The organism is Kribbella sp. NPDC005582 (assembly GCF_040605415.1).
In the GTDB taxonomy this organism is placed as follows: Bacteria; Actinomycetota; Actinomycetes; order Propionibacteriales; family Kribbellaceae; genus Kribbella.
The window spans coordinates 1823257-1847672 of sequence record NZ_JBEXCU010000001.1 but is presented as its reverse complement, the minus strand read 5'-3'; the positions used below and the strand labels follow the sequence as shown (position 1 = coordinate 1847672).

General features: G+C 68.3%; 21 protein-coding genes. 12 read left to right on the top strand and 9 right to left on the bottom strand.

Features of this window, described 5'->3' with window-relative positions; all coding sequences use genetic code 11:
• Positions 1-108 precede the first annotated feature (108 nt).
• The 3 genes from ABZS29_RS09140 to ABZS29_RS09130 all read right to left on the bottom strand — a co-directional run bounded on the left by ABZS29_RS09140 (position 109) and on the right by ABZS29_RS09130 (position 3347).
• Entirely contained in the window at positions 109-1665 is a 1557-nt protein-coding gene (locus ABZS29_RS09140) for a HAMP domain-containing sensor histidine kinase (RefSeq protein WP_355460024.1), read from the bottom strand.
• Positions 1662-2354, bottom strand: a complete 693-nt coding sequence (locus ABZS29_RS09135) for a response regulator transcription factor (RefSeq protein WP_132412981.1) — start codon at positions 2352-2354, stop codon at positions 1662-1664. Before ABZS29_RS09135 ends, ABZS29_RS09140 begins: the two co-directional genes overlap by 4 nt.
• Positions 2355-2462: 108 nt before the next feature.
• Positions 2463-3347, bottom strand: coding sequence for a DMT family transporter (locus ABZS29_RS09130; protein WP_355460022.1), 885 nt, complete (start codon positions 3345-3347; stop codon positions 2463-2465).
• A gap of 57 nt (positions 3348-3404) precedes the next feature.
• Here ABZS29_RS09130 and ABZS29_RS09125 point away from each other — a divergent pair, with 57 nt between their 5' ends.
• Together ABZS29_RS09125 and ABZS29_RS09120 are read left to right on the top strand one after the other, a co-directional pair.
• Positions 3405-3872 (top strand): Lrp/AsnC family transcriptional regulator, encoded by a 468-nt coding sequence (locus tag ABZS29_RS09125; RefSeq protein WP_355460020.1) that lies wholly within the window; start codon positions 3405-3407, stop codon positions 3870-3872.
• 78 nt (positions 3873-3950) lie between these two features.
• Entirely contained in the window at positions 3951-5162 is a 1212-nt protein-coding gene (locus ABZS29_RS09120) for a pyrophosphate--fructose-6-phosphate 1-phosphotransferase (protein ID WP_355460018.1), read from the top strand.
• On the opposite strand, the gene ABZS29_RS09115 is transcribed toward ABZS29_RS09120, so the two are convergent.
• A complete protein-coding gene (locus ABZS29_RS09115) occupies positions 5159-5581 on the bottom strand; it encodes a low molecular weight protein-tyrosine-phosphatase (RefSeq protein WP_355460016.1) in 423 nt (140 codons plus the stop codon). The two genes, ABZS29_RS09120 and ABZS29_RS09115, sit on opposite strands and share 4 nt — an antisense overlap.
• A gap of 14 nt (positions 5582-5595) precedes the next feature.
• Complete coding sequence (locus ABZS29_RS09110; protein ID WP_355460015.1) at positions 5596-5982, bottom strand: phage holin family protein; 387 nt, start codon at positions 5980-5982, stop codon at positions 5596-5598.
• A gap of 101 nt (positions 5983-6083) precedes the next feature.
• On the opposite strand from ABZS29_RS09110, the gene ABZS29_RS09105 reads away from it, so the two are divergent.
• Together ABZS29_RS09105 and ABZS29_RS09100 are read left to right on the top strand one after the other, a co-directional pair.
• The gene (locus tag ABZS29_RS09105; RefSeq protein ID WP_355460013.1) at positions 6084-6770 is read left to right on the top strand and encodes an FCD domain-containing protein; all 687 of its coding nucleotides are present in this window, start codon (positions 6084-6086) and stop codon (positions 6768-6770) included.
• A 15-nt stretch (positions 6771-6785) separates the two neighbouring features.
• Positions 6786-8000, top strand: a complete 1215-nt coding sequence (locus ABZS29_RS09100; RefSeq protein ID WP_355460011.1) for an enolase C-terminal domain-like protein — start codon at positions 6786-6788, stop codon at positions 7998-8000.
• Position 8001: 1 nt separating this feature from the next.
• Here ABZS29_RS09100 and ABZS29_RS09095 read toward each other — a convergent pair whose 3' ends face one another.
• On the bottom strand, positions 8002-8670 hold the full coding sequence (locus tag ABZS29_RS09095) for a GntR family transcriptional regulator (protein ID WP_355460009.1): 669 nt from the start codon (positions 8668-8670) through the stop codon (positions 8002-8004).
• Between the two features lie 146 nt (positions 8671-8816).
• Between ABZS29_RS09095 and ABZS29_RS09090 the strand changes: the two genes are divergently transcribed.
• Both ABZS29_RS09090 and ABZS29_RS09085 read left to right on the top strand, forming a co-directional pair.
• On the top strand, positions 8817-10439 hold the full coding sequence (locus ABZS29_RS09090; protein WP_355460008.1) for a phage tail tip lysozyme: 1623 nt from the start codon (positions 8817-8819) through the stop codon (positions 10437-10439).
• Between the two features lie 13 nt (positions 10440-10452).
• On the top strand, positions 10453-11070 hold the full coding sequence (locus ABZS29_RS09085; protein WP_355460006.1) for a PEGA domain-containing protein: 618 nt from the start codon (positions 10453-10455) through the stop codon (positions 11068-11070).
• A 3-nt stretch (positions 11071-11073) separates the two neighbouring features.
• Here the strand turns inward: ABZS29_RS09085 and ABZS29_RS09080 are convergent, their stop codons facing one another.
• Positions 11074-11946 carry an arginine deiminase-related protein gene (locus ABZS29_RS09080; protein ID WP_355460004.1) on the bottom strand — a complete coding sequence of 291 codons (873 nt, stop codon included), beginning with the start codon at positions 11944-11946 and terminating at the stop codon, positions 11074-11076.
• Positions 11947-12090: 144 nt separating this feature from the next.
• Between ABZS29_RS09080 and hisC the strand changes: the two genes are divergently transcribed.
• Positions 12091-13170 (top strand): histidinol-phosphate transaminase, encoded by a 1080-nt coding sequence (hisC, locus tag ABZS29_RS09075; protein ID WP_355460003.1) that lies wholly within the window; start codon positions 12091-12093, stop codon positions 13168-13170.
• A 158-nt stretch (positions 13171-13328) separates the two neighbouring features.
• Here hisC and ABZS29_RS09070 read toward each other — a convergent pair whose 3' ends face one another.
• Together ABZS29_RS09070 and ABZS29_RS09065 are read right to left on the bottom strand one after the other, a co-directional pair.
• The gene (locus ABZS29_RS09070; protein WP_355460001.1) at positions 13329-13928 is read right to left on the bottom strand and encodes a hypothetical protein; all 600 of its coding nucleotides are present in this window, start codon (positions 13926-13928) and stop codon (positions 13329-13331) included.
• Between the two features lie 467 nt (positions 13929-14395).
• Positions 14396-15331 (bottom strand): EamA family transporter, encoded by a 936-nt coding sequence (locus ABZS29_RS09065; protein ID WP_355460000.1) that lies wholly within the window; start codon positions 15329-15331, stop codon positions 14396-14398.
• Between the two features lie 471 nt (positions 15332-15802).
• Between ABZS29_RS09065 and pdhA the strand changes: the two genes are divergently transcribed.
• From pdhA to ABZS29_RS09040, 5 genes are all read left to right on the top strand, one after another.
• Entirely contained in the window at positions 15803-16915 is a 1113-nt protein-coding gene (gene pdhA / locus ABZS29_RS09060) for a pyruvate dehydrogenase (acetyl-transferring) E1 component subunit alpha (protein ID WP_355460846.1), read from the top strand.
• A gap of 3 nt (positions 16916-16918) precedes the next feature.
• Positions 16919-17896 carry an alpha-ketoacid dehydrogenase subunit beta gene (locus ABZS29_RS09055; protein WP_355459998.1) on the top strand — a complete coding sequence of 326 codons (978 nt, stop codon included), beginning with the start codon at positions 16919-16921 and terminating at the stop codon, positions 17894-17896.
• Positions 17896-19206: a dihydrolipoamide acetyltransferase family protein gene (locus ABZS29_RS09050; protein WP_355459997.1), complete on the top strand. Its 1311-nt coding sequence runs from the start codon at positions 17896-17898 to the stop codon at positions 19204-19206. Before ABZS29_RS09055 ends, ABZS29_RS09050 begins: the two co-directional genes overlap by 1 nt.
• Before the next feature lie 309 nt (positions 19207-19515).
• Positions 19516-21822 carry a M4 family metallopeptidase gene (locus ABZS29_RS09045; protein ID WP_355459995.1) on the top strand — a complete coding sequence of 769 codons (2307 nt, stop codon included), beginning with the start codon at positions 19516-19518 and terminating at the stop codon, positions 21820-21822.
• Positions 21823-21981: 159 nt separating this feature from the next.
• Positions 21982-24393: an NPCBM/NEW2 domain-containing protein gene (locus ABZS29_RS09040; RefSeq protein ID WP_355459993.1), complete on the top strand. Its 2412-nt coding sequence runs from the start codon at positions 21982-21984 to the stop codon at positions 24391-24393.
• Positions 24394-24416 lie beyond the last annotated feature (23 nt).

Sequence of the window (24416 nt, the reverse complement as noted above, 5' to 3'; positions counted from 1 at the left end):
GGGAGTACTTTGCTCGCCCCACCTGAGAACCCCCTGAAGATCCCGTCAGAGCTCCCGAAGAACTCTGTGAAGATCCGCTGAGGACTGCCGGAAACCGCACAGGTTGGTTCAGCGCGTCTGGGTCGCCGCGTGCGGCAGCCAGAGCGTGAACTGAGCTCCCGCGCCCGGTGCGTTCCGGGCGTAGATCATCCCGCCGTGCTGCTCGGCCGCATGCTTCACGATCGCCAGTCCGAGCCCGGAGCCCGGCCGGCTGCGCGCCTCGCTCGACCGGTAGAAGCGCTCGAACACGTGCGGCAGATCCGCGTCGGCGATCCCCGGCCCGGAGTCCGTGACAGTCAGTACGCCGTCCTGCAGCCGCACCGTGACCAGTCCGACCGTGCGGCCGTCCGTCGGTGCATCCTCGGGCACGCTGTACTTCGCCGCGTTGTCCAGCAGGTTCGTCACCGCTCGGCCGAGCAGTCGCTCGTCGCCCCACACCGGGAACGGCTCGAGGCTCACGTCCCACTCCAGGTTCGGCGCACGCCGCCGTACCTTGATCAGGGCGTCCTCGACGACGTTGGACAGCTCGATCAGCTCGGCGTTGCGGATCTGCGGAGTGTCGCGGGCGAGCTCGGTCAGGTCGCCGATCAGGTTCGTCAGCTCGTCCATCTGAGCCCGTACGTCGTCCAGCAGCTGCTGCCGGTCGTCGGGGCGCAGACCGCCGCGCTTGTCGGCTTGAGCGAGCAGGTCGAGGTTGGTCCGGATGCTCGTCAGCGGTGTCCGCAGTTCGTGGCCGGCATCGCCGATCAGCCGCCGCTGCCGGTCCTGAGACCGCGCCAACGCGGCCAGCATGGCGTTGAACGACATCGCCAGCCGCGAGATCTCGTCCGATCCGTCGACCGGGATCGGCCGCAGCTCCTCGGTCCGCGCCACGTGCTCGGCCGCACCGGACAACCGCGCCAGCGGACGCAGGCCGGATGCGGCAATCGCGTTGCCGGCGATAGCCGCGCCGATGACACCCAGCAGGCCGACTGCCCACAGCACGATGCCCATGTTGTGCAGCGTCCGGTCGATCGGCTTCAACGACTGCGCAACCACCAGCGCAGCCGGCTCGAGATCGTCACTGCCGCAGCGGTGCCCCAGGTCGAGCTGCGGGCAGTACTGAGCCTGTACGGCGACGACGCGGTAATGCGTGCCCATCGGAACGCCCACGGTTCGCTTGCTGAGCTGGTCCTGCGACTGTGCGACCGCCAGCTCCGGCCCTTCCATCGGCGGCGGGGTGCTGCTCGCCGCGCCGATCTGTTCGCCGTCGGCGAGAAAGACGCCGACCAGGATGTCGCTGAGACCGAGTGCTTCCGGGGAGATCTGGGCCAGGTTGTACTGGTTGGTGAGCACCTGCTTCTGCGCGGCCTGACTTGCGCGGTCGGTGAGGCTGTCGTCGAGGTTCTGGTACATCTGCTGCCGGACCGACACGTAGGCCGCAATGCTCACGAAGGCGACCGCCAGCCCTACCGCGACCGCGGCGAGCAGGGTCACTCGCGAGTGCAGGCTCAGCTTGTGGAGCTTCTCCTGCCACCAGGTCTGCGCGCTGCGAATGTTGCTCTGGGCAACAGGTTGCGCCGGCGGCCGCGGCTGGGGTTCCGGCGCGCGCCGGGCGTACGACGGGAAGTCTCCGGGACCGCTCACGGCGGGGTGTCCCGCAGGACGTAGCCGATGCCGCGGACGGTGTGGATCAGTCGCGGCAGGTCGTTGACCTCGGTCTTGCGGCGCAGGTAGCCGATGTAGACCTCGAGCGAGTTGGCGGTGGTCGGGAAGTCGTAGCCCCAGACCGCGTCCAGGATGACCGCGCGCTCGAGCACCCGGCGCGGGTTGCGGATCAGCAGCTCGAGCAGCGAGAACTCGGTGCGGGTGAGCTGGATCGGTACGTCGCCGCGGTGCACCTCGTGCGCGTCCACGTCGACCACGAGGTCGGCGTACTGGAGGACTTCGCCGCGCGGGCCGCCCTCGCCGGGGGTGCTGCTGCGGCGGAGCAGGGCGCGCAGGCGGGCGAGCAGCTCTTCGAGCGCGAAGGGCTTGGTCAGATAGTCGTCGCCGCCGGCGTCCAGGCCGTCGACCCGGTCGGCGACCGCGTCCCGCGCGGTCAGCACCAGGATCGGCACATTGTTGCCTGCGGCCCGCAGCGCCTTGGTGGTCTCCAGACCGTCCAGTCGCGGCATCATCACGTCCATCACGACGACATCGGGATCGACGTTGCCGATCACGGCCAGCGCCTCGGCGCCGTCGGAGGCGGTGACGACCTCGAAGTCGTTGAACTCCAGCGAACGGCGCAGCGAGTCCCGGACCGCCCGGTCGTCGTCCACCACCAGTACCCGCATGCCGTTCTCCGCTCGAGTTCGAGTGGGCGGTCCAGCGCAGACCACCGCGGAACCGAGCGTAGGCGGTCCGCTTGAGAAACGCCTGAGAACCCGCTGACTTTCCCCGGCTCAGACCGTCGCACGCGCCGTACGGCGACTCCGGGCGCGGCTGATCGCCACTCCGACGAGGCACAGCGCACCGCCCAGGACGGCAAGCAGTGCGGGCGTTTCGCCGAGCAGGAGCCACGCCAGCACGATGGCGACCAGCGGCACCAGGTACGTCGTCGCGCCCATCTTCCCGGCGCTCGTCCGGGACAACGCGAACGCCCAGGTGCTGAAGCCGAGTGCGGTCGGGAAGGCTCCGAGGTAGAAGACCCACCACAGCGTCGACGGGCTCGCGGTACCGACCTCCCGGACCAGAGCCGGTGCGTACGGCAGGCAGACAGCGGTTCCGATCGCGCAGGCCATCCAGGTCACCTGTGCTGCGGGCAACCTGCTGAGGAGTGGCTTCTGGGTGACCACGCCGATCGCGTAGGACAGCGCAGCGGTCAGGCACAGCACAACACCCCAGGTTTCGGCCTGCCCGGTCGAGGTGCTCGCACCAATCAGTACGACGCCGCCGAAGGCGACCAGACTCCCGATCACGAGCGGCCGCGGGAACCCTTCACCGAGCGTGAGTCCCGCGAGAACGGCCACCAGCAGCGGCGCGATGTGGACCAGCATCGCCGAGGTGCCCGCGTCGAGGCGACGCTCGGCGGCGTTCAGCGCGATGTTGTAGACCCCGAACCACAGCACGCCGCACCCGAGCAGCAGTGGCCAGTCCCGAGCCTGCGGCCGACGGAACGGCTGCCGCTGGACCAGCAGCAGTACGCCGAGGAGAACAGTGCCGATCAGCAGCCGGGCCAAGGACAGCGGACCGGGCGACAGCTCGGCGCCGAGGTGGCGGATCGCCACGAAGGCGGAGGCCCACAGGACAACAGTGACTCCGGCGGCAGCGGAGGCGGCAAGCTTCATGCCAGCAACGATAGAAGGCTAGAATGATCCACAACATAGCGAAACGGAGGCTCGACGGTGAATCTACTTACCGAAACGAGAAGTCAGGTTCTAGATGAGCTGAATATTCGGATCCTGGAGGAGTTGTCCGCGGACCCCCGTTTGCGGACCACCGAGCTGGCTCGGCGGCTGGGCGTCTCGACGCCGACCGTGCGGGAGCGGGTGACCCGGCTGGAGGAGTCCGGAGTGATCCGCGGCTACCGGCTCGAGATCGATCCGGCCGCGCTCGGGCGCCCGGTCGCGGCCTGGGTGCGGCTTCAGCCCGGCCCCGGACAGGTCTCCAGGGTCGCCGAGCTGGCCCAGAACACTCCCGAGGTCGTCGAGTGCCACCGGATCTCCGGAGAGGACTGTTTCCTGCTCCGGATCCAGATTCCGTCGATCGATCGGCTGGAGGAGTTGCTCGACCGGTTCGGCCCGTACGGGCGGACGAACAGCTCGTTCGTCGTCTCCACGCCGGTGGCGCCCCGCGCCGTACCGCTCACCTGATGGTCCTGACCACCCGCGAGAGTGGTCTGCATCACTAGTCTGGTGCTGACTTCAGCGACCTCTGGAAGGACCTGCCCCATGGCTGCCGACAAGTCTGTCCGCAGAGTTGCCCTGCTCACCGCCGGCGGCCTCGCGCCGTGCCTGTCGTCCGCCGTCGGCGGGCTGATCGAGCGCTACACCGAAGTGGCGCCCGATGTGGAGATCATCGGCTACCTGAACGGGTACCACGGCCTGCTCAGCGGCCGGCACGTCGTCGTCACGCCCGAGGTGCGGGAGAAGGCGGCGCTGCTGCACAAGTTCGGCGGTAGCCCGATCGGGAACAGCCGGGTCAAGCTGACCAACACCGCCGACCTGGTCAAGCGCGGTCTGATCGCCGAGGGCCAGAACGCGCTGCAGGTGGCGGCCGAGCGGCTGGTGGCCGACGGTGTCGACGTACTGCACACGATCGGCGGCGACGACACCAACACGACCGCGGCGGACCTGGCGGCGTACCTGCAGGAGCACGACTACGACCTGACCGTGGTCGGCCTGCCGAAGACCATCGACAACGACGTGATCCCGATCCGGCAGAGCCTGGGCGCGTGGACCGCGGCCGAGCAGGGCGCGCTGTTCGCCCGCAACGTGGTCGCCGAGCACAGCTCGAACCCGCGGATGCTGATCGTCCACGAGGTCATGGGCCGCAACTGTGGCTGGCTGACCGCGGCGACGGCGAAGGCCTACCGCGACTGGCTGGACCAGCAGGAGTGGAACCCCGGCATCGGGCTGGACGAGTCGAGCTGGGACGTGCATGCGGTGTACGTGCCGGAGGCAACCATCGATCTGGACGCCGAGGCCGAGCGCCTGCGCAAGGTGATGGACGAGAACGACTGCGTGACGATCTTCCTGTCCGAGGGCGCTGGTGTGCCGTCGATCGTGGCCGAGCTGGAGGCGCGCGGCGAGGAGGTCGGCCGGGACCCGTTCGGGCACGTCAAGCTGGACACGATCAACCCGGGCGCCTGGTTCGCCAAGCAGTTCGCGGAGCGGATCGGCGCCGAGAAGACGATGGTGCAGAAGAGCGGCTACTTCAGCCGTTCGGCCGCCGCGAACGACGCCGACCTGGCGCTCATCAAGGAGTGCACCGACTTCGCGGTCGACGCCGCGCTGCGCGGTGAGAGCGGCGTCGTCGGCCACGACGAGGAGCGCGGCGACGAGCTGCGGGCGATCGAGTTCCCGCGGATCGCCGGTGGTAAGGAGTTCGACCCGACCGTCGACTGGTTCGTCGAGCTCAAGACCACCATCGGTCAGTCCTAGCTGCGGAGGCGGTCGACCCAGCGGTCGGCCGCCTTCTCGATCTGCTCCAGTACGTCGTCGAAGCCGGCGTCCTCCCCGTAGTACGGGTCCGGTACGTCGGCCTCCGCGAAGAGTTCGATCGGTACGTCGACGCGCCCGCGCGCCTGCCGGGTCAGTGCCGCCAGGTGTCCCGTGTCCATCGCGAGGACGAAATGCCGGTCGGCGAACCACTCGCGCCGGAACTCACGGGCGCGGTGCGAGCGACCGTCGTACCCGCGGCGGTGGAGTGCCGCGGCCGCGCGTGGGTCCATCGGGTCGCCCTCGTGCCAGCCGCCGGTGCCGGAGCTCGTGACGATCACGTCGTCGATCCCGGCCTCGGCCAGCTTGGCGCGCAGCACGACCTCGCCGATCGGTGACCGGCAGATGTTGCCGGTGCACACGACTTCGACGTACCTCAGCGCAGTTCTGCCTTGTCGGGGAGGATCACGTTGATGATCATGCCGACGACGCTGATGATCAGAGCGCCGAACAGCGCGGACCAGAAGCCGTCGACGTGGAACTGGACGTCGAGCTTGCCGGTGATCCACGAGGTGAGCGCGAGCATCGCGGCGTTGATGACGAAGGTGAGCAGCCCCAGCGTCAGGATCAGCAGCGGCAGCGAGACCAGCTTGACGATCGGCTTCACCACCGCGTTCACGATGCCGAAGATCGCCGCGACGATCAGCAGCGTGACGATCTGTTTGCCCCTGGTGGCGCCCTCGAGGGTGATCCCGCCGACGAGCCAGGCCGCGATGGCCAGGGCGACCGCATTGGCGAGCAGCCTGATGATCATGTTCTTCATGCTCTGATCCTTCCACTCCGCTCCGCGCCGCACGCTCGGTACACGCCCTGAGCGATCCCTGATCTCTTGACACGAAAATGACCAAGTGATCAGATCAATTCATGCCTGCCGTGATCCGCCGGAGCCTGCTCGACGATCTGGCCGCCTCGATGCTGGACTCGATCGCCGAGCGAAGGCTCGCTCCCGGCGAGCCGTTCGAGTCGGTGCGATCGCTGGCCGCGCGGTTGCAGGTCGCAGTACCGACGATCCGGGAGGCGCTGCGCCGGCTGGAGGCGACCGGTGCCGTGGAGCTCCGGCACGGCTCCGGCGTGTACGTCGGCCCGAACGTCGGAAGGCTCGTGCTGGCGAACCCCCTCGCGCTCAAGCCGACAGCCGAGCGGCTGGTCGAGCTGGTGCAGGCGAGAGCGCTGATTGAGCCGCCGATCGCCGCAGTGGCCGCCGGTGCGCGCAGCGAAGCCGATCTGGAGCAGCTGGAGGCACAGCTCGACAGAGCGGCCGAGCTGATCGGCTCTGGTGATCACGAACGCTTGGCTGCCACCAACATGGACTTCCACCGGACGCTGGCGCAGGCGACCGGCAACGCGATCCTGGCCGAGGTGGTCGCGTCGGTGACGGTGGTGAACGTGCGCGAGCAGCTGGCGATTCTGCACATCCACGGCGACCGCGAAGCCGACCTCGCCGAGCACCAGGCGATTCTGACCGCGGTCCGGGACGGCGACGCCGTACTGGCCGAGCGGTTGGCGCGGGCGCATCTGGATGGAGTCCTGGCCGCGATCTCCAAGCACTGAAAGGACGGCGCTGCCGTGAAGATCGTCGATATTCGCGCCACTACGGTGACTGTGCCGCTCGAGGCGCCACTGCGGCACAGCAACGGCGCGCACTGGGGGCGGTTCGTCCGGACTGTGGTTGAGGTCGAGGCGGACAACGGTCTGATCGGGCTGGGCGAGCTAGGTGGCGGCGGGCAGAGTGCGGAGGCCGCCATCGCCGGTCTGAAGTCGTATCTGGTCGGCCACGACCCGGCGCGGACCGAAGCGCTGCGCTGGATGATCGCCAACCCGACCGCGAGTCTCTACAACAACCGCACACAGTTGCTGGCAGCAATCGAGTTCGCCTGTCTCGACCTGCAAGGGCGGGCGCTCGGCGTCCCGGTGCACGAGTTGCTGGGCGGCAAGGTGCGTGACCGAGTGCCGTTCGCGAGCTATCTGTTCTTCCGGCACCCCAACGACGACGGCAGCGGCGAGATCCGGACGGCTGACCAGCTCGTTGCGCACGCACGAGAGTTGGTCGATCAGCACGGTTTCAGCGTGCACAAGCTCAAGGGTGGCGTCTTCTCGCCGGACTATGAGCGCGACTGCTACCGGGCGCTCGCCGAGGCGTTCCCCGGTCATCGCCTCCGCTTCGACCCCAACGGCGCGTACGGCGTCGAGGAGGCGATCCGGTTCGCCCGCGGCATCGAGGATCTCGACAACGACTATCTCGAAGACCCCACCTGGGGCCTGAACGGCATGCGCCGCGTCCGCGCGAACAGTCGCATCCCACTGTCCACCAACACCGTGGTGGTGAACTTCGAGCAGCTGGCCGCCAACGTGCTCAACCCGGCGGTCGACGTCATCCTGCTCGACACCACCTTCTGGGGCGGGATCCGGGCCTGCGTCAAGGCGGCCGGCGTCTGCGAGACCTTCCAGCTCGGCGTGGCCGTGCACTCGTCCGGTGAGCTCGGCATCCAGCTCGCGACGATGCTGCACCTGGGCGCCGTCGTACCGAACCTGTCGTTCGCCGCGGACGCGCACTACCACCACCTGCGCGACGACATCATTGCCGGAGGCAAGCTTCCGTACGTCGACGGTGCGATCGCGGTCCCGGACGCGCCCGGACTCGGGATCGAGCTCGACCGCGACAAGCTCGCCGAGTACGCCGCACTGTACCGCGAGCTCGGCAACTACCCGTACGACCGCGATCCGGCCCGGCCCGACTGGTACCCGCTGCTCCCGAACACCGATTGGGCCGACCCGAGCTGACTCAGCTCGGCGGTGTCGCGATGGCCTCGAGGAGGGACTCCTCGGCCCCGGCCAGGTGGCGGCGGAGCTCTTCGACGCACTCGTCGAGCTCGCCGCGCTCGAGGAACCGGATCAGCTTGCGGTGCGAAGCGACCTGCTGGCGGGCGTCCTGGCGGAGCGCGTCCACGCGGGCCAGCGCCAGCCGGGCCTCGCCGGTGATCGAGTCCTGAGTGGCGATCAGCCGCTCGCTACCGGTCAGGGCGACCAGGCTGCGGTGAATGGCCAAGTGGGTCTCGGTCATCGCCTCGGGGTCGGCGCCGTCCTGGGCGGTCGCGGCGAAGGTGCGCATCGCCTGGCGGACTGCCTCCCGAGCCTCGTCGTCGGCGTCGAACCAGGCACGGATACCGGCCGACTCCAGCACGAACCGGGCGTTGCAGATGTCGGCCACCGCCGCCGGGTGCAGGATCGCGACGCTGACGCCCTTGTTCGGCTCGCGGATCGCGAGGCCCTCGGTGACCAGCATCGTCATCGCCTCACGGACGGTACTGCGGGCGACGCCGAGCGCCTCGGCCAGCGGTTGCTCGCGCAACGGCGTACCGGGTTCGAGGTCGCCGGCGAACAACGCGGAGCGGAGCGCGTCGACCACCCGGTCCACGGTGGTCGAGCGGTCTACCCGCAGCCGTTCGTACATAGGAAGATTCTCTTCCAATCGGCCGTCGTTGTCGCGTCCGGCACGGCTCCGGCGGCAACCTGTGGATAACTCTCGACACGATGACCTCGATCTGAGAGAAGATCTGCTGTGGAGTTGCCGCCCCGACACGCAGCAAGGAGAGCAGGATGGAGAGCAAGGCACCCCTGATCTTCGGCGGCGTGCTGGCGGTGTTCGTGCTGCCCATCGTGATCGTGATCGCCCTGATCATCGGCAGCCTGATGAGCCTTCCGGACGCGAACGCGGCCGACTGCGGCGGTCCCTCCGGCGGCGCTACCACGGCGTTCTCCTGGCCGACCGACCGCAAAGAGGTCGACGAGGGCTGGTCCGACGACCACCAGGGCATGGACTTCGACGTCGACGAGAAGAGCAAGGTCTACGCCGTCGAGAGCGGCGAGGTGATCAAGAACGCCGACAACCAGATCTGGATCCGGCACCAGAAGGGCGTCGAGTTCCACTACCAGTACTTCCACGACATGCCGGTCAAGGTCGGGGACCAGGTGACCCGCGGCCAGGAGATCGGGACGTCGGGATCCGGTGACGAGGAGCACGGCTCCGACGGCGAGCACCTGCACTTCGAGCTCTGGGTCGACCAGAAGGGTGACGGCAAGCTCGTCAACACCGACCCCAAGAAGGACTCGTTCGGCGATACGCCGGCGTCCTCCGACGGCGGCAGCGGTGGCGGTTGCGGGTGCGGCGGGGGTCCGCTGGTCGGCAGCAACGAGCAGCAGCAGGCCTTCAACTTCTTTGTCGCCAACGGCTACTCCAAGGAGCAGGCCGCCGGCATCGTCGGCAACATGATCCACGAGTCCGCGGTGAAGCCGATGCGGCTGCAGAACACCGCCGAGACCGTCAAGACCAAGGCCACTGACGCCGAGGGCAGCTCGCTCGGCTGGGGCATCGTGCAGTGGACACCGGCCGGGAAGCTGATCACGAGCTCGCGCAAGGCCGGCGTTCCGTACGAGGAGATCGAAACGCTGGCCTACCAGCTGAACTTCCTGCGCCGGCAGCTCGTCGGTGAGACGCCGTCGCCGGAGAAGCCGGCCGGTGACGGTCTGCGCCGGGCGAAGACCCCGGAGGAAGCCGCCTACGCGTTCGGCCACTACTACGAGCGGTTCGCCGGCCACGAGAACCCGAACGCCCCGACGTACGCGGTCCGCAAGACCTCGGCCCGCAAGGTCTTCGACCTGTACGGCGGCGGCACCGGCGTACCGGGGTCGGGCCCGGCCACCGCCTGCGCGGCCGGCAGCGGGAACATCGCCGCCGTGGCGATGAACCTGGCCTGGGACACCGCGGGACACAACGGCCGCGGGACGAACGCGACCGACGCCACCGTGGCCAAGCCGGAGTACGTGGCCGCGATGAAGAAGTACAACGACCCGAACGGTGAGCGCGCCTACACCGACTGCGGGCGGTTCGTCGCGACGGTGATGCACATGAGCGGAGCGGACCCGAAGTTCCCGCAGGTGTCGACCGGCGTGCAGTTCGACTACATGAAGAACTCGGGGAAGTACGACTACTGGCACGCGGTGCCGCCGGGCGGCATGAAGCCCGGCGACATCCTCAACGGTCCCGGTCACACCTACCTGTACGTCGGTCCGTGGGGCGCGAAGGGGCAGGGCTACAACGCGGCCGCCGCCTCGCTGTACGGTCACGTACCGGAGGCCGGTCACCTGTACGACGTCGGTGGGCAGTTCTGGGTCTTCCGGCTGAAGAGCGCGCCGGGGTCGACCCCGGACAAGAAGGCCTGAGGAGGAGCAGCGGATGGACTACGAGAACCGGCGGCCGCTGGTGCTGGGCGCGGTCGTGCTCGGCGTCGTGATCGTCCTGGTCGGCACCTTCCTGCTCTTCCGGGACAAGGGCGCGACGCTGATCGTCACCCCGATCCCGAACGACCAGACGCTGACGGTGGACGGGCAACCGGTCGTCGTCGCCAACGGCGAGATCAAGGTCAAGTCCGGCACCCACACGCTGACCGGTGAGCGGCGCGGCTTCCAGAGCTACTCGACGACGTTCCAGGCCGGCAGCGGCGACGAGCTCAAGGTCAAGATGTACCTCTACGCGAACAGCAGCGAGGGCCGCGACTGGGCCCGGAACAACCCCGAGCAGGAGCGTGAGCTGGAGGCCGAGGCCGGCCGCCAGTACGACCAGACGCAGGCGCGGCTGATGCAGAAGTACCCGATCCTCGGCCGGCTGCCGTACATCGGCGCCGGCTACGAGGTGAACTACACGTCCTCGAAGTCCGACCCGAGGAACCCGGAGGCGATCTCGGTGACGATCGAGACCTGGACGGCGGACGGGAAGACGAAGGCCCTGCAGTGGATCCAGGAGGACGGGACGGATCCCGCCACCCTGGACATCATCTACACGACCACGAAGTAGGGCTCAGGCCGGGAGGTGCAGCTCCCCGCCGGGCGTGCTGATCGCCGTCAGCGGGAAGTCGAGCGGGTTGGTCAGGCAGCGGGCCGAGCCGCCGCCCTTGTGGAACTCAGTCAGGTCGACCAGCACCACCCGCAGGCCGAGACCGGTGAGGATCTCGCGCAGCCGCGGTGAGCAGGCCGGCATGATGATCGTCTCGTTCACCACCAGCGAGTTGCCGCTGAACGCGAACGCCTCCTCGTCGGTGAGCACGATCGGGTCCGGCACGATCCCGGCCAGCTCGGCCTGGCTCGCGGCGTCGAACGCCGGCGGGTAGATCATCGCCGTCGTACTGTCGACCGGGCAGAACGGCAGGTCGAGGTGGTACATCCCCTCGTGCGCGATCCGCAGGCCGCGGACCCGGATATCCCACTCGGTGGCCAGGTGCTTGAGCGCCTCGCCCTCGGTGCGGGGGCCGTAGCCGACGACCAGGCTGTCACCGAACACGAACGCGTCGCCGGACTCGAAGTGCGGGCCGACACCCTCGGTGCCGGTCCGGCCGAGGTCGAAGCCATGGCCGGTGAACCAGTCGGTCGCGGACAGCGACTCCTTGCGCCGGGGCTCGAAGCGCATGTGCGAGAGCATCGCCCGGCCGTCGGCCGTGGCCAGCCCGAGGTTCATCGCGTAGACCATGTCGGGGGAGTCCTGACGCTGCGCCAGCACCTCGACCTCGCCGCCGGCGTCGACGATCGCCTGCCGCAACGCGTCCCACTGCTTCAGGGCCAGTTCGGCGTCCGGCTGGTCCTGCGTCGACATGTACGGGTTGATCACGTAGTCGATCCGGAAGTGGTCCGGGCGGACCATCAGATAGCGGCGACCCCACTCCAGCGGCTGTCCCATGAACCCCTCCCAGATTTCCTGATTGTCCGACAATCAGTCAGTGTGCAGGCAACCGTTCGTCCGCGCAACACGGCTCGGCAGGGCGCTCGTCACACTGCCCGGCGGGGTCTGGCCGGAGCCGGGTGTCAGGACTAACCTGCGGCTATGACTCCTGACTCAGGCGTGCGTTTCCGCGGGTGCCTGGACGATGTCGCGGCTTACAAGCCGGGTCGTCCGCCCGCGACCTCCGACGGCCGGCCGTCGTACAAGTTGTCCAGCAACGAGAACCCGTATCCGCCGTTGCCAGGCGTGCTGGCGGCCGCGACCGAGGCGGCGCAGCAGATGAACCGCTACCCGGACATGGGTGCGGTCGAGCTGCTCGAGACGCTGGCGGAGCGGTTCAAGGTGCCGGTCGACGACCTGGCCGTCGCCACCGGGTCGGTCGCGCTGCTCTACCACTTGCTGCAGGCGGCGGTGACGCAGGGCGACGAGGTGGTCTACGCCTGGCGCTCGTTCGAGGCGTACCCGATCGCGGTTCAGCTGACCGGGGCGACGTCGGTGCAGGTCCCGTTGACCGAGGACGCCCGGCACGACTTCAAGGCGATGGAGGCGGCGATCACCGACCGGACGAAGGTCGTCCTGGTCTGTACGCCGAACAACCCGACCGGACCGGCCGTGCATCGTGACGAGCTGCTGGCGTTCGTCGAAGCAGTCCCGTCCGACGTGCTGATCGTGCTCGACGAGGCGTACCGCGAATTCGTTCGGGACCCCGAGGTCATCGACGGGGTCGAGGTCTACCGCGACCACCCGAACGTCGTCGTACTTCGGACGTTCTCGAAGGCCTACGGCCTGGCCGGTTTCCGGATCGGCTACGCGATCGGCCACCCGCAGGTGGTGACGGCGATCCGCAAGTGTGCGCTGCCGTTCGGAGTCAGCCACGTCGCGCAGGCCGCCGCGCTCGCCTCGCTGCGAGCGGAGGACGAACTGCTCGCCCGGGTCGAGGAGCTGGTGAGCGAGCGGACCCGGGTGGTCGAGGCGCTGCGGGCCGCGGGCTGGCGGGTGCCGGACACGCAGACCAACTTCGTCTGGCTGGAGCTCGGCGAGGAGACGCTCGACTTCACCGCGGCGGTCCAGGCCGAAGGGGTGTCGATCCGCCCCTTCCCGGGTGACGGCGTCCGGGTGAGCATCGGCGAACGCGAGGCGAACGACCTGTTCCTCGCCGTCGCCTGCGCCTGGAAGAAGTAGGACAAAAAAGAACCGGCCCTCGCTGGGACAAGGGCCGGGAAAGAAAGTGCGGTGCCGGGAGGAGTGAGGCTTGCTCCCGGCACCGCGGATACTGCTTCCGATCAGTCACCCCACCGAGGTGACTCTTTCGGGTCCTGCATCACTGACCAGGGAGAAGGTCAGCCGTTGTTCTGCGACGTCTCCTGCTCGCAGGTCTTCAGCGAGTCCAGAGCGTTCGCGTTGTTGTCGAAGCCCAGGATGCCGGCGATGGTGCCGACGGAACCCGCAGCGCCGATGCCGGCGACCGCGAGGTCGTTGTGGCAGGCCTGGAACGGGCCAACGCTGTTGTCCGAGACGGAGATCAGGTCGCCGTCCGCGCGGTACCAACGCTTGCCGTTGTTCTGCGAGGTGCTCTGCTCGCAGGTCTTGACGGCGGTGGCGGTGTTGCCGTTGTTGTCCCAGCCGATGATGGCGAGGATGTCGTCGGCGTTGCCCGCGGCACCGATGCCGGCGACCGAGCCCTGGTTGTGGCAGGCCTGGAACGGGCCGACCGCGTTGCCGTCGACGCCCACGAGGCCGCCGTCACGCTTCACGAAGTACCAGTGCTTGCCACCCTTGGCGTAGCCCTTGGAGGCGACCGACGCCGCGTCGGCCAGACCGCCGACCTCAGCCTTCTTCTGGGTGTCGTCGAGAACGTTGGCGCTCACGACGGTGGCCAGGCCGAGGGTGGCGACAGTCGCCACGGCCGCGGCGGCGGCGATCTTACGAGTTACCTGCATTGTGCCAGGTTTCCTTTCGGGTTTGACGGGATCGTCTTAGTGGGTAACGACACCTGGCACGAGCGGTTACAAACTTTTTTGTCAGCTATTGACATCCCGCCTGAACTTCACCCGGATCCATAGCCGACAAGTGATGAGATTCTTGACGCGGCAGCGAACTGGCCTCTGACCAGGCAGTTTTCCTCTTGAGTGACGGTCGCGAGACCGCAAGGAAGTTGTATCGGGGTCGGCCGTAACCAGTGGATGGGTCCGTCGTTGAGTCAGCGCGGGTGACGGAAAAGTTCGGTGATTCGGACGATTGTCGTCGATGGGCTCGGTGGCCGTCGAATGGCGATACCACGATGAATCGGAAATCGTCGGAACTATTGCCGGGGTTTCGCGCCGTGTTTTTTCGGGGCAGGGCGCGCGCTGCCCGGCAACTCATGCCCGCTGCCGCGCGCATCGGCAGCGGTGGGAGACCCGGGTCCTCAGGGGCCCGGGTTCTTCCTTTCTGCCGACACCACCAGCGCCACCCCGCAGATGATCACCGCGCCGCCGGCCAGGATCTTCCAGGTCAGCGGCTCGCTCAGGATCAGCCACCCGAGCAGTACGGCGACCGCCGGGTTCACGTAGGCGTAGGTACTGATCAGCGAGATCGGCGCGTTCGCCAACAAGTACGAGTACGCCGAGTAGGCCAGCAGCGACCCGAACAGGATCAGGTAGCCGAGCGCGAACCAGCCGCTGCCGTGGATCCGGTCGAGGTGCAACTGCCCGGGCTCACCGCGGAGCACGCCGAGCAGGACCATCGCCGTACCGCCGAAGAGCATCTCGTAGAGAGCCGTCACCAGCGGATCCTTCGGCAGGCCGAGGCGTGGCGAGAAGCGGGAGCCGGTCGCCCAGGAAATCGTGCCGAGCACGATCAGGGCGATCGAGAGCGGCTTCGCGGAGGTGTCGCCGCCGGACAACGCCAGTACGGCGACGCCGGCGAACCCGATCAGCACGCCGAGCCAGGTCAGTGCGCGCGGGCGCTCGCCGCCGCCGACGCGCAGGGCCATCAGCCACAGCGGAGTCGCGGCGACCAGGAGTGCGGCGAGCCCGGACGGCACGGTCTGTTCCGCGATCGCGACCGCGCCGTTGCCGAAGGCAAGTAAGAGGAGGCCGACCACGACGGCGCCGAACGCCTCGCGGCGGGTGATCCGCAACCGGCGCCAGCCGGACTTCAGGGCGAGGATCGCGGCCAGCAGGGCGCCGGCGACCAGGAAGCGGCTCGCCATCCCGAGCATCGGCGGGATCTCCGCCTCCACCACGACCCGGATCCCGAGGTAGGTGGAGCCCCAGACGACGTACACGATCGCCAGCGCGGACCAGATCATCGCGCTGGACGCGGTCCGGCGCCCGGTGGCGACGGGAGCGGTAGCGGTCATCGGGGCGCCTCCGGGGTGAGTCAGGAGTGTCTTGCAGAGACGTTGCTTACGCTAAAGGTCGCCTGCGGCGAGTGCAAGGAGTGTTGCTGCCATCCGCAAGGGTTTTCCTGCCAGGGGCAAACGACGGGTGGCGCATGTCACATGCGTCCGGTTCACGCTCAGCGGGCGCTGGGAGAGGCCAAAAACCTGACCAGTGGGTGGACTGGTGTCTCGTGTCGAGACCGATTTGGGTACCGGCGTACCCACGAGCGTCCAGACTGTTAGCGCATCAGGCACCTGCTCGGTACGGTGTGCGGCAAGTGGTGTGCATCAACCCCTGGATCCATGCGGTCCTGCCTGCGAAGCCTCACCCGGCGGAAAGGCCGGGCCCGTGCAACGTTGCGGTCGCGGCGATCCCGCGCTCGAACCCGAGGAGTGCATGTGAGTGAGTCGGTGCCGGGGACTCCCCCGGAAGTGTTCGCACCCGTCGAGGTGCCGGTCAGCCCGTCCCAGCCGCCCGAGGAAGTCGAGTTCGTCCAGCTTCTGACGCCCGAAGGTGAGCGCGTCGAGAACCCGGACTACTCCTTCGACCTGGACGACGAGGCCATCAAGGGCTTCTACCGGGACATGACCCTGGTTCGCCGCATCGATGCCGAGGCGACCGCCCTGCAGCGGCAGGGTGAGCTCGGTCTGTGGGCGTCGTTGCTCGGCCAGGAGGCCGCGCAGATCGGCTCCGGCCGCGCACTGAACAAGAAGGACATGGTCTTCCCGACCTACCGCGAGCACGGCGTCGCCTTCTGTCAGGGCGTCAACCCGCTGAACCTGCTCGGTCTGTTCCGCGGTGTCGACCAGGGCGCGTGGGATCCGAAGGACAACAACTTCGCGCTCTACACGATCGTCATCGGCGCCCAGACGCTGCACGCGACCGGCTACGCGATGGGTCAGCAGCGGGACCACGCCGTCGGCGACGCCGACGAGGGCGAGGCGACGATCGCGTACTTCGGCGACGGCGCCAGCAGCCAGGGCGACGTGAACGAGGCCTTCATCTACGCCTCGGTCTTCAACGCTCCGGTCGTCTTCTTCTGCCAGAACAACCAGTGGGCGATCTCGGAGCCGATCGAACGGCAGACCCGGATCCCGCTGTACCAGCGCGCCGCCGGTTTCGGTTTCCCCGGCATCCGCGTCGACGGCAACGACGTCCTCGCGACGTACGCCGTCACCCAGCAGGCGCTGAAGCGGGCCCGTGAGGGCAGCGGCCCGACGCTGATCGAGGCCTACACCTACCGGATGGGTGCGCACACCACCTCCGACGACCCGACGAAGTACCGGCTGTCCGAGGACCTCGAGCACTGGAAGCTCAAGGACCCGATCGAGCGGGTGCACGCCTACCTGAGTAGGCACGCGGGCGTCGACCACGACTTCTTCGACGAGGTCGACGCCGAGGCGGACAAGGTCGCGGCCGAACTGCGGGCCGGCTGCCTGGCGCTGCCGGACCCGACGCTGACCGACTTCTTCCAGCACGTGTACGTCGAGGAGACGCCACAGCTGGCCGAGCAGCGCGACCAGTTCGCCGCCTACGCGGCGTCGTTCGAAGGGGAGGGCTGAGCGATGGCGAAGATCACTCTCGGCAAGGCCATCAACGCCGGTCTGCGGGCCGCGATGGAGGCCGACCCCAAGGTCGTCATGATGGGCGAGGACATCGGCAAGCTCGGTGGGGTTTTCCGGATTACCGAAGGTCTGCAGAAGGACTTCGGCGAGGACCGGGTGATCGACACCCCGCTCGCCGAGTCCGGGATCATCGGGACCGCCGTCGGCCTGGCGCTGCGCGGCTACCGGCCGGTCTGTGAGATCCAGTTCGACGGGTTCGTCTTCCCGGCGTACGACCAGATCATCAACCAGGTCGCGAAGATGCACTACCGGTCGATGGGCAAGATCAAGATGCCCGTCGTGATCCGGATCCCGTACGGCGGCGGCATCGGCGCGGTCGAGCACCACTCGGAGTCGCCGGAGACGCTGTTCGCGCACGTGAACGGCCTCAAGGTGGTGACCTGCGGCGACCCGGTCGACGCGTACTGGATGATCCAGCAGGCGATCTCCTCCGACGACCCGGTCGTCTTCTTCGAGCCGAAGCGGCGCTACCACGAGAAGGCCGAGCTGGACGAGTCCGTCCCGCCCGCCTTGCCGCTGCACAAGGCGAAGGTGGCCCGCGAGGGCACCGACGCCACGCTGTTCTGTTACGGGCCGATGGTGAAGACCTGCCTGCAGGCCGCCGAGGTCGCGGCCGAGGACGGGCGCAACCTGGAGGTCGTGGACCTGCGCAGCATCTCGCCGTTCGACCTGGAGACGATCTTCGCCTCGGTGAAGAAGACCCGGCGGGCGGTCGTGGTGCACGAGGCCACGCTCTCGTTCGGTCCCGGCTCGGAGATCGCGGCCCGGGTGACCGAGGAGTGCTTCTACCACCTCGAGGCGCCGGTCCTGCGCGTCACCGGGTACGACACCCCCTACCCGCCGTCGCGGATGGAGGAGGAGTACCTGCCCGACCTGGACCGGGTGCTCGACGGTGTCGACCGGGTGATGGAGTACTGATGGCCATTCAGCGCTTCAACCTCCCCGATGTGGGCGAAGGTCTGGTCGAGGCCGAGATCGTCAGCTGGAAGGTCAAGCCCGGCGACACGGTCAAGCTCAACGACACCATCGTCGAGATCGAGACCGCCAAGTCGCTGGTCGAGCTTCCGGTTCCGTTCGCCGGCACGGTGCACGAACTGCTGGTGCCCGAGGGTGAGACGGTCGACGTCGGTACGCCGATCATCGCCGTACTGACCGACGCGCCGGAGCCTGCTGCTACGCCGGACGAGCCTGCCGACACCGGCCGTACGGCGAACCTGGTCGGCTACGGGCCGCGAGCCACCGAAGCCAAGCGCCGCGCGCGCAAGGGTGGTCCGGCGCCGGCCGCGGCCGCAGCACCGGCAGCGGTTGTTCCGGAGCCCGAGCCGGTCGTTGCTCAGAGCAATGAAACCTCCGGATCCGTGCATGTGCTGGCGAAACCGCCGGTGCGGAAGCTGGCCAAGGACCTGGGGATCGACCTCGCCGCGGTGACGGCTTCCGGTCCGGGTGGCGTGATCACGCGCGCCGACGTGGAGAACCACGTGACTGCTCCGGCAGCACCGGCGTACGAGGCTGCGCCGGTGGTGAGTGGGCGCGGCGACACCCGGGTGCCGGTCAAGGGTGTGCAGAAGGTGATGGCGCAGGCGATGGTGGCCAGTGCCTTCAGTGCGCCGCACGTCACCGAGTGGATCACCGTCGACGTCAGCGCCACCATGGAGCTCGTCGAGCGGCTCAAGAAGGACAAGGCGTTCCGCGACCTCCGAGTCTCGCCGCTGCTGATCGTGGCGAAGGCCGTCACGCTGGCCGCCCGCCGTACGCCGGTCATCAACGCGGCCTGGGACGAGCAGGCGCAGGAGATCGTCTACAAGGGCGCGGTCAACCTCGGCATCGCCGCGGCCACCCCGCGCGGGCTGATCGTCCCGAACATCAAGAACGCCGACACGATGACCTTGCCGGAGCTCTGCGCGGCACTGGGGCAACTCGTCGCCACCGCCCGCGAAGGCAAGACCTCACCGGCCGACCAGGCCGGCGGCTCCTTCACGATCACCAACGTCGGCGTCTTCGGCGTCGACGCGGGCACGCCGATCATCAACCCCGGCGAAGCCGCCATCCTGGCCTTCGGCGCGGTCCGGAAGATGCCCTGGGTCGTCAACGACGAGATCGTCCCGCGCTGGATCACCACGCTGGCGCTCTCCTTCGACCACCGCCTCATCGACGGCGAGAAGGGTTCCACCTTCCTCGCCGACGTGGCGAGCATCCTCGAGGACCCCGCCCGGGCCTTGATGTTCTAGACCGCGGGCAGGACCGACCGCCGACGGATTTCCGTCGGCGGTTTGTTCTGTCCAAGGTGGTGCGGAAAGCGATGTCCGGAGGGTGACAACGTGGCCACTTGGCGTGTTGGTGCCAGCGGCATTTCCGCGCCTTGCCGAGGAAATTTCCCCGGCATAGTGTCCGTCCGCGCGCTCCATCGGTGATGAATGGAACGGGAGGGGCAGGACGCCGGGTGGGGAGCCGGAGCGGTCCGGACAGAGTTGGTGCGCCTGTCTGCAGGCCCGGCGTTGCGCGATCCGCCCAGCACCACTTCGCGAAGGGACCACACGATGGTCTTGTTGCAGCATTCCCGTAAGCCCGCCACCGTTCTCGCGATCCTCGGCCTCTCAGTAGCCACCGCTGCTGCGCTGGGGACCACGGCCGTCAACGCCGTGCCGAGTGCGGCACCTCCGCCGCGGCCGTCACAGGCCCAGTCGAAGACGTTCGCGGCCCAGACCGCGTCGTCGGTGGTGGCGGCCCGTCCCGCCGTGCTCCACGCCGGCAAGGGCGACAGTTTCGTCGCCAAGCCGGTCATCTCCGACCCGTCCGGGCTGCAGTACGTCCCGTACGAGCGCACGTTCAAGGGCCTGCCGGTCATCGGCGGTGACTTCGTCGTCGTCACCGACGCCCAGGGCGCGGTCAAGGCCACCTCGGTCGCGCAGACCACGGCCGTCCCCGACCTCTCGACCAAGTCCGCCATCAGCGCCGCGACGGCCAAGGCGACGGCGACCAAGCAGCTCAAGAAGGTCACCGCCAGTACCACGCCGACGCTCGCCGTCTACGCACTCGGGAGCACGCCCAGGCTGGCGTGGCAGTCCCGCGTCACCGGCAGCAACGGTCACGAGCCGTCGAGCCTGTCCGTGTACGTCGACGCCATCAGCGGCAAGGTGCTCGGTACCAAGGAGCACGTGATGGCCGGCACCGGCACCGGCGTCTACAGCGGGCCCGCTCCGTTGCCTTTGGCAACGACGCAGTCCGGCAGCACGTACAGCATGAAGGACCCCGGGACCACCAACCTGTCCTGCCAGGACGCGGCGAACAACACCACGTTCTCCGGTCCGGACGACGTCTGGGGCAACGGGGTCGGCACGAGCAAGGAAACCGGCTGTGTCGACGCGCTCTTCGCCGCGCAGACCGAGAAGAAGATGCTCACCGACTGGCTCGGGCGCAACGGCATGGACGGCAACGGCGGCGCCTGGCCGATCCGCGTCGGCCTGAACGACCAGAACGCCTACTACGACGGTTCGCAGGTTCAGATCGGCAAGAACACCGCCGGTGCCTGGATCGGTTCGATCGACGTACTGGCGCACGAGATGGGCCACGGTATCGACGACCACACCCCGGGTGGCATCTCGGGATCGGGAACGCAGGAGTTCGTCGCCGACACGTTCGGCGCGGCCACCGAGTTCTACAGCAACCAGGGCGCGTCGTACGACCCGCCGGACTTCCTGGTCGGCGAAGAGGTCAACCTGGTCGGCCAGGGCCCGATCCGGAACATGTACAACCCGTCGGCGCTCGGCGACCCCAACTGCTACTCGAGCTCGATCCCGGGCACCGAGGTGCACGCGGCGGCCGGACCCGGCAACCACTGGTTCACGCTGCTTTCCCAGGGCAGTGGCGGCAACCCGAACGTGCCGACCTGTAACAGCTCGACGGTAACCGGTCTGGGCATCCAGAAGGCCATCAAGATCATGTACAACGCGATGCTGATGAAGACGAGCAGCAGCTCGTACCTGAAGTACCGCACCTGGACGCTGACCGCGGCCAAGAACCTGTACCCGGGCAGCTGCACCGAGTTCAACACCGTCAAGGCGGCGTGGGACGCGGTCAGCGTTCCGGCGCAGACGGCCGACCCGACCTGCAGCGTCAGCGGTGGCGTCACCGTCGGCAACCCGGGCAACAAGTCCGGCGTCGTCGGTACGGCGATCGCGTCGTTCACGCTGTCGGCCACCGGCGGCACCGCGCCGTACACCTGGTCGGCCACCGGCCTGCCGGGCGGCATCACGATCGGCTCCTCGACCGGCACCATCTCCGGTACGCCGACCGCCGCGGGAACCTTCAACGTGACGGCGACCGCGACCGCGAGTGCCGGCGGATCCGGCAGCACCTCCTTCACCTTCACCATCACCGGTGGCGGTGGGGGCTGCACCGGCCAACTGCTCGGCAACCCGGGCTTCGAGGCCGCCACTGCGGCACCGTGGACGGCTTCGGCCGGAGTGATCGACAGCTCCTCCAGCCAGCCGGCGCACGGTGGGGCGAAGAAGGCATGGCTCGACGGTTACGGCACGACGCACACCGACACCCTGAGCCAGTCCGTCACCATCCCGGCCGGTTGCCACGGAACCCTGTCCTTCTACCTGCACATCGACTCGGCTGAGACCACCACCACGGTCCAGTACGACAAGCTGACGGTAAAGGCGGGCTCCACCACGCTGGCCACGTACTCCAACCTCAACAAGGCCGCCGGGTACACCCTGCGGTCCCTGGACGTCTCGTCCCTCGCGGGCACGACGTTCACCGTCACCTTCACCGGTACCGAAGACAGCTCGCTGCAGACCTCGTTCGTCGTCGACGACACGGGCCTCACCCTGAGCTGAGCTGGCTGCGAGGCCCCGGCGACCAGTGACCTGGTGGCCGGGGCCTTTCAGTTGTGGCCGAATGTGTTGGTTTCTGGGGCTTCATGTCTTGTCGGCCCGTGACGAGCCGTGTACTTTCCATCGCAGTGAGTGCCGCCCCACCCACGGATGGAGTTCGCCATGCGCCGAGGTCTGCCTGCTGTTCTGCTTGCACTCGTTGTGAGTGTCGTCGGTGTGCCGACCGCGGTTCAGGCGGCGCCGACGGCGAAGCCAGACCTGGCGCCGACGCCACCGATGGGGTGGAACAGCTGGAACACCTTCGCCTGCAACATCAGCGAGGGTTTGATCCGCGAGACGGCCGACGCGATGGTGTCGTCCGGGATGGCCGCGGCAGGCTACGAGTACGTGAACATCGACGACTGCTGGATGGCGCCGCAGCGCGACTCCGGTGGGCGGTTGCAGGCCGATCCGGCGCGGTTCCCCAGTGGCATCAAGGCGATCGCCGACTACGTGCACGCGAAGGGGCTCAAGCTCGGGATCTACTCGTCGGCCGGATCGCACACGTGCCAAGGGCTTCCGGCCAGCCTTGGGCACGAGACTGTCGACGCGCAGTCCTGGGCGAGCTGGGGCGTTGACCTGCTCAAGTACGACAACTGCGGTGAGCAGAACGGCATCCCGGCCACCACGCGCTACAAGACCATGGCCGACGCATTGCAGGCCACTGGCCGGCCGATCCTCTACAGCATCTGTGAGTGGGGTGCGAACCAGCCATGGCTCTGGGCGGCCAACGCCGGCGGCCACATGTGGCGCACTACCGGGGACATCGCCAACAACTGGTCCAGTGTGATGTCGCTACTCGACCAGCAGGTCGGACTGGAGCAGTACTCCGGCCCGAACGCCTGGAACGACCCGGACATGCTCGAGGTCGGCAACAGTGGTCTCACGTACGCCGAGAGCCGCGCGCACATGAGCCTGTGGTCGATCATGAACTCACCGCTGATCGCGGGTAACGACCTCCGCTCGATGCCTGCGTCGACCCGCGACCTGCTCACCGATCCCGATGTTGTAGCGGTCAACCAGGACTGGGCCGGCCGGCAGGGCGCCAAGCTCCGGGACGACGGTGAGGTCGAGGTGTGGTCGAAGAAGCTGTCCGACGGCTCGGCCGCCGTCGTACTGCTCAATCGGTCGTCGACCAGCGCCACGATTGGTACGACGGCATCCGCGCTCGGGTTGCCCGCAGCATCGGCGTACACGGTGAAAGAGCTGTGGAGCAACGCTGTTCGGGCATCTACCGGAAATGTGCGGGCGCAGGTCGGTGCACACGACGCGGCGATGTTCCGAGTGACTCCTGGTGCTGCAGCTGATGTTGCGCCGATGGTGGTGCCGGAAGCTGTGCCGGTGAAGCCCTACGTGAGCTCCGCTGCCGGCCGGGCTGACGTGCAAACCAAGCTGTACAACGACGGACCGAGTGCGGTGACCGCCGCCCAGCTGTCGCTGGCCGTTCCGGCGACGTGGACCGCCACTCCGGAGGGCTCGACTCAGGTGGGCACGGTAGGAGCCGGTCAGACCGGTTCGGTGACCTGGCACTTGACGACGAACCAGTCCGCGCTCGGACCGGTCGCGCTGACCACCAGTGCCAGCTGGACCTGGAACGGGACCTCACTGACCGCCACGGGTGTCGGCCGCTTCACGGTGGCCGATCCACCGGCCATCGGCCGTACGACGCTCTCCGACCTGCCCTGGGCCTTCGCCGAGAACGGCTGGGGACCGGTGGAGCGCAACACCAGCGTCGGTGAGCAGGCCGCCGGCGACGGCAAGCCGTTGACGGTCGCCGGAACGGTCTACCCGAAGGGCCTCGGGACGCACTCGCCCTCCCGGGTCGGCTACTTCCTGGATGCGCAGTGCACCCAGCTGACCGCGAAGGCCGGTATCGACGACGAGGTCGGCGACAAGGGCGACGTACGGTTCGAGGTCTGGGGTGACGGCACCCGCCTGGCACAGGCCGACGCCACCGGCGCAGGCGGTGCGGCGACGCTCACTGCCAACGTCACCGGCGTACAGGTGGTGGAGCTGCGCGTCGAGTCCAAGGACTCGCCCGACTTCGACCACGCCGACTGGCTGGCCCCGGAGATCGCCTGTGTCGGTACGCCGCCGCCCGCAGGCAAGTCACGGCTCGCCGACCGCCCGTGGGTCTCGATGACCAACAGCTGGGGCCCGATGGAGCGCAACCGCAGCGTCGGCGATCAGGCAGCCGGCGACGGCCTCCCGCTGACCGTGGCCGGCACCGTCTACGGCTCCGGCCTCGGCGGTCACGCCAACAGCTCGGTCACCTACCACCTCGGCAAGAAGTGCACCACCCTCACCACCGGCGTCGGTATCGACGACGAGGTCGGCGACCGCGGCCAGGTGCACTTCGAGATCTGGGGCGACAGCACCCGCCTCGCCCAAGCCGACGCCGTCGGCACCGCCGGCGTCACCCAACTCACCGCCAACCTCACCGGCGTCACCACCCTCGAACTCCGCATGGACACCGCCGGTTCCCCCGACTACGACCACGCCGACTGGCTGACCCCCGAGGTCACCTGCACCTGACATGGTCCGGACCAATCACAGCG

Bases quoted from the DNA above. Each gene is read 5' to 3' on its own strand.
- ABZS29_RS09135 (WP_132412981.1), bottom strand. From the start codon at position 2,354: ATGCGGGTACTGGTGGTGGACGACGACCGGGCGGTCCGGGACTCGCTG.
- ABZS29_RS09130 (WP_355460022.1), bottom strand. From the start codon at position 3,347: ATGAAGCTTGCCGCCTCCGCTGCCGCCGGAGTCACTGTTGTCCTGTGG.
- ABZS29_RS09120 (WP_355460018.1), top strand. From the start codon at position 3,951: ATGGCTGCCGACAAGTCTGTCCGCAGAGTTGCCCTGCTCACCGCCGGC.
- ABZS29_RS09110 (WP_355460015.1), bottom strand. From the start codon at position 5,982: ATGAAGAACATGATCATCAGGCTGCTCGCCAATGCGGTCGCCCTGGCC.
- ABZS29_RS09105 (WP_355460013.1), top strand. From the start codon at position 6,084: ATGCCTGCCGTGATCCGCCGGAGCCTGCTCGACGATCTGGCCGCCTCG.
- ABZS29_RS09095 (WP_355460009.1), bottom strand. From the start codon at position 8,670: ATGTACGAACGGCTGCGGGTAGACCGCTCGACCACCGTGGACCGGGTG.
- ABZS29_RS09090 (WP_355460008.1), top strand. From the start codon at position 8,817: ATGGAGAGCAAGGCACCCCTGATCTTCGGCGGCGTGCTGGCGGTGTTC.
- ABZS29_RS09085 (WP_355460006.1), top strand. From the start codon at position 10,453: ATGGACTACGAGAACCGGCGGCCGCTGGTGCTGGGCGCGGTCGTGCTC.
- ABZS29_RS09080 (WP_355460004.1), bottom strand. From the start codon at position 11,946: ATGGGACAGCCGCTGGAGTGGGGTCGCCGCTATCTGATGGTCCGCCCG.
- hisC (WP_355460003.1), top strand. From the start codon at position 12,091: ATGACTCCTGACTCAGGCGTGCGTTTCCGCGGGTGCCTGGACGATGTC.
- ABZS29_RS09070 (WP_355460001.1), bottom strand. From the start codon at position 13,928: ATGCAGGTAACTCGTAAGATCGCCGCCGCCGCGGCCGTGGCGACTGTC.
- ABZS29_RS09065 (WP_355460000.1), bottom strand. From the start codon at position 15,331: ATGACCGCTACCGCTCCCGTCGCCACCGGGCGCCGGACCGCGTCCAGC.
- ABZS29_RS09055 (WP_355459998.1), top strand. From the start codon at position 16,919: ATGGCGAAGATCACTCTCGGCAAGGCCATCAACGCCGGTCTGCGGGCC.
- ABZS29_RS09050 (WP_355459997.1), top strand. From the start codon at position 17,896: ATGGCCATTCAGCGCTTCAACCTCCCCGATGTGGGCGAAGGTCTGGTC.
- ABZS29_RS09045 (WP_355459995.1), top strand. From the start codon at position 19,516: ATGGTCTTGTTGCAGCATTCCCGTAAGCCCGCCACCGTTCTCGCGATC.
- ABZS29_RS09040 (WP_355459993.1), top strand. From the start codon at position 21,982: ATGCGCCGAGGTCTGCCTGCTGTTCTGCTTGCACTCGTTGTGAGTGTC.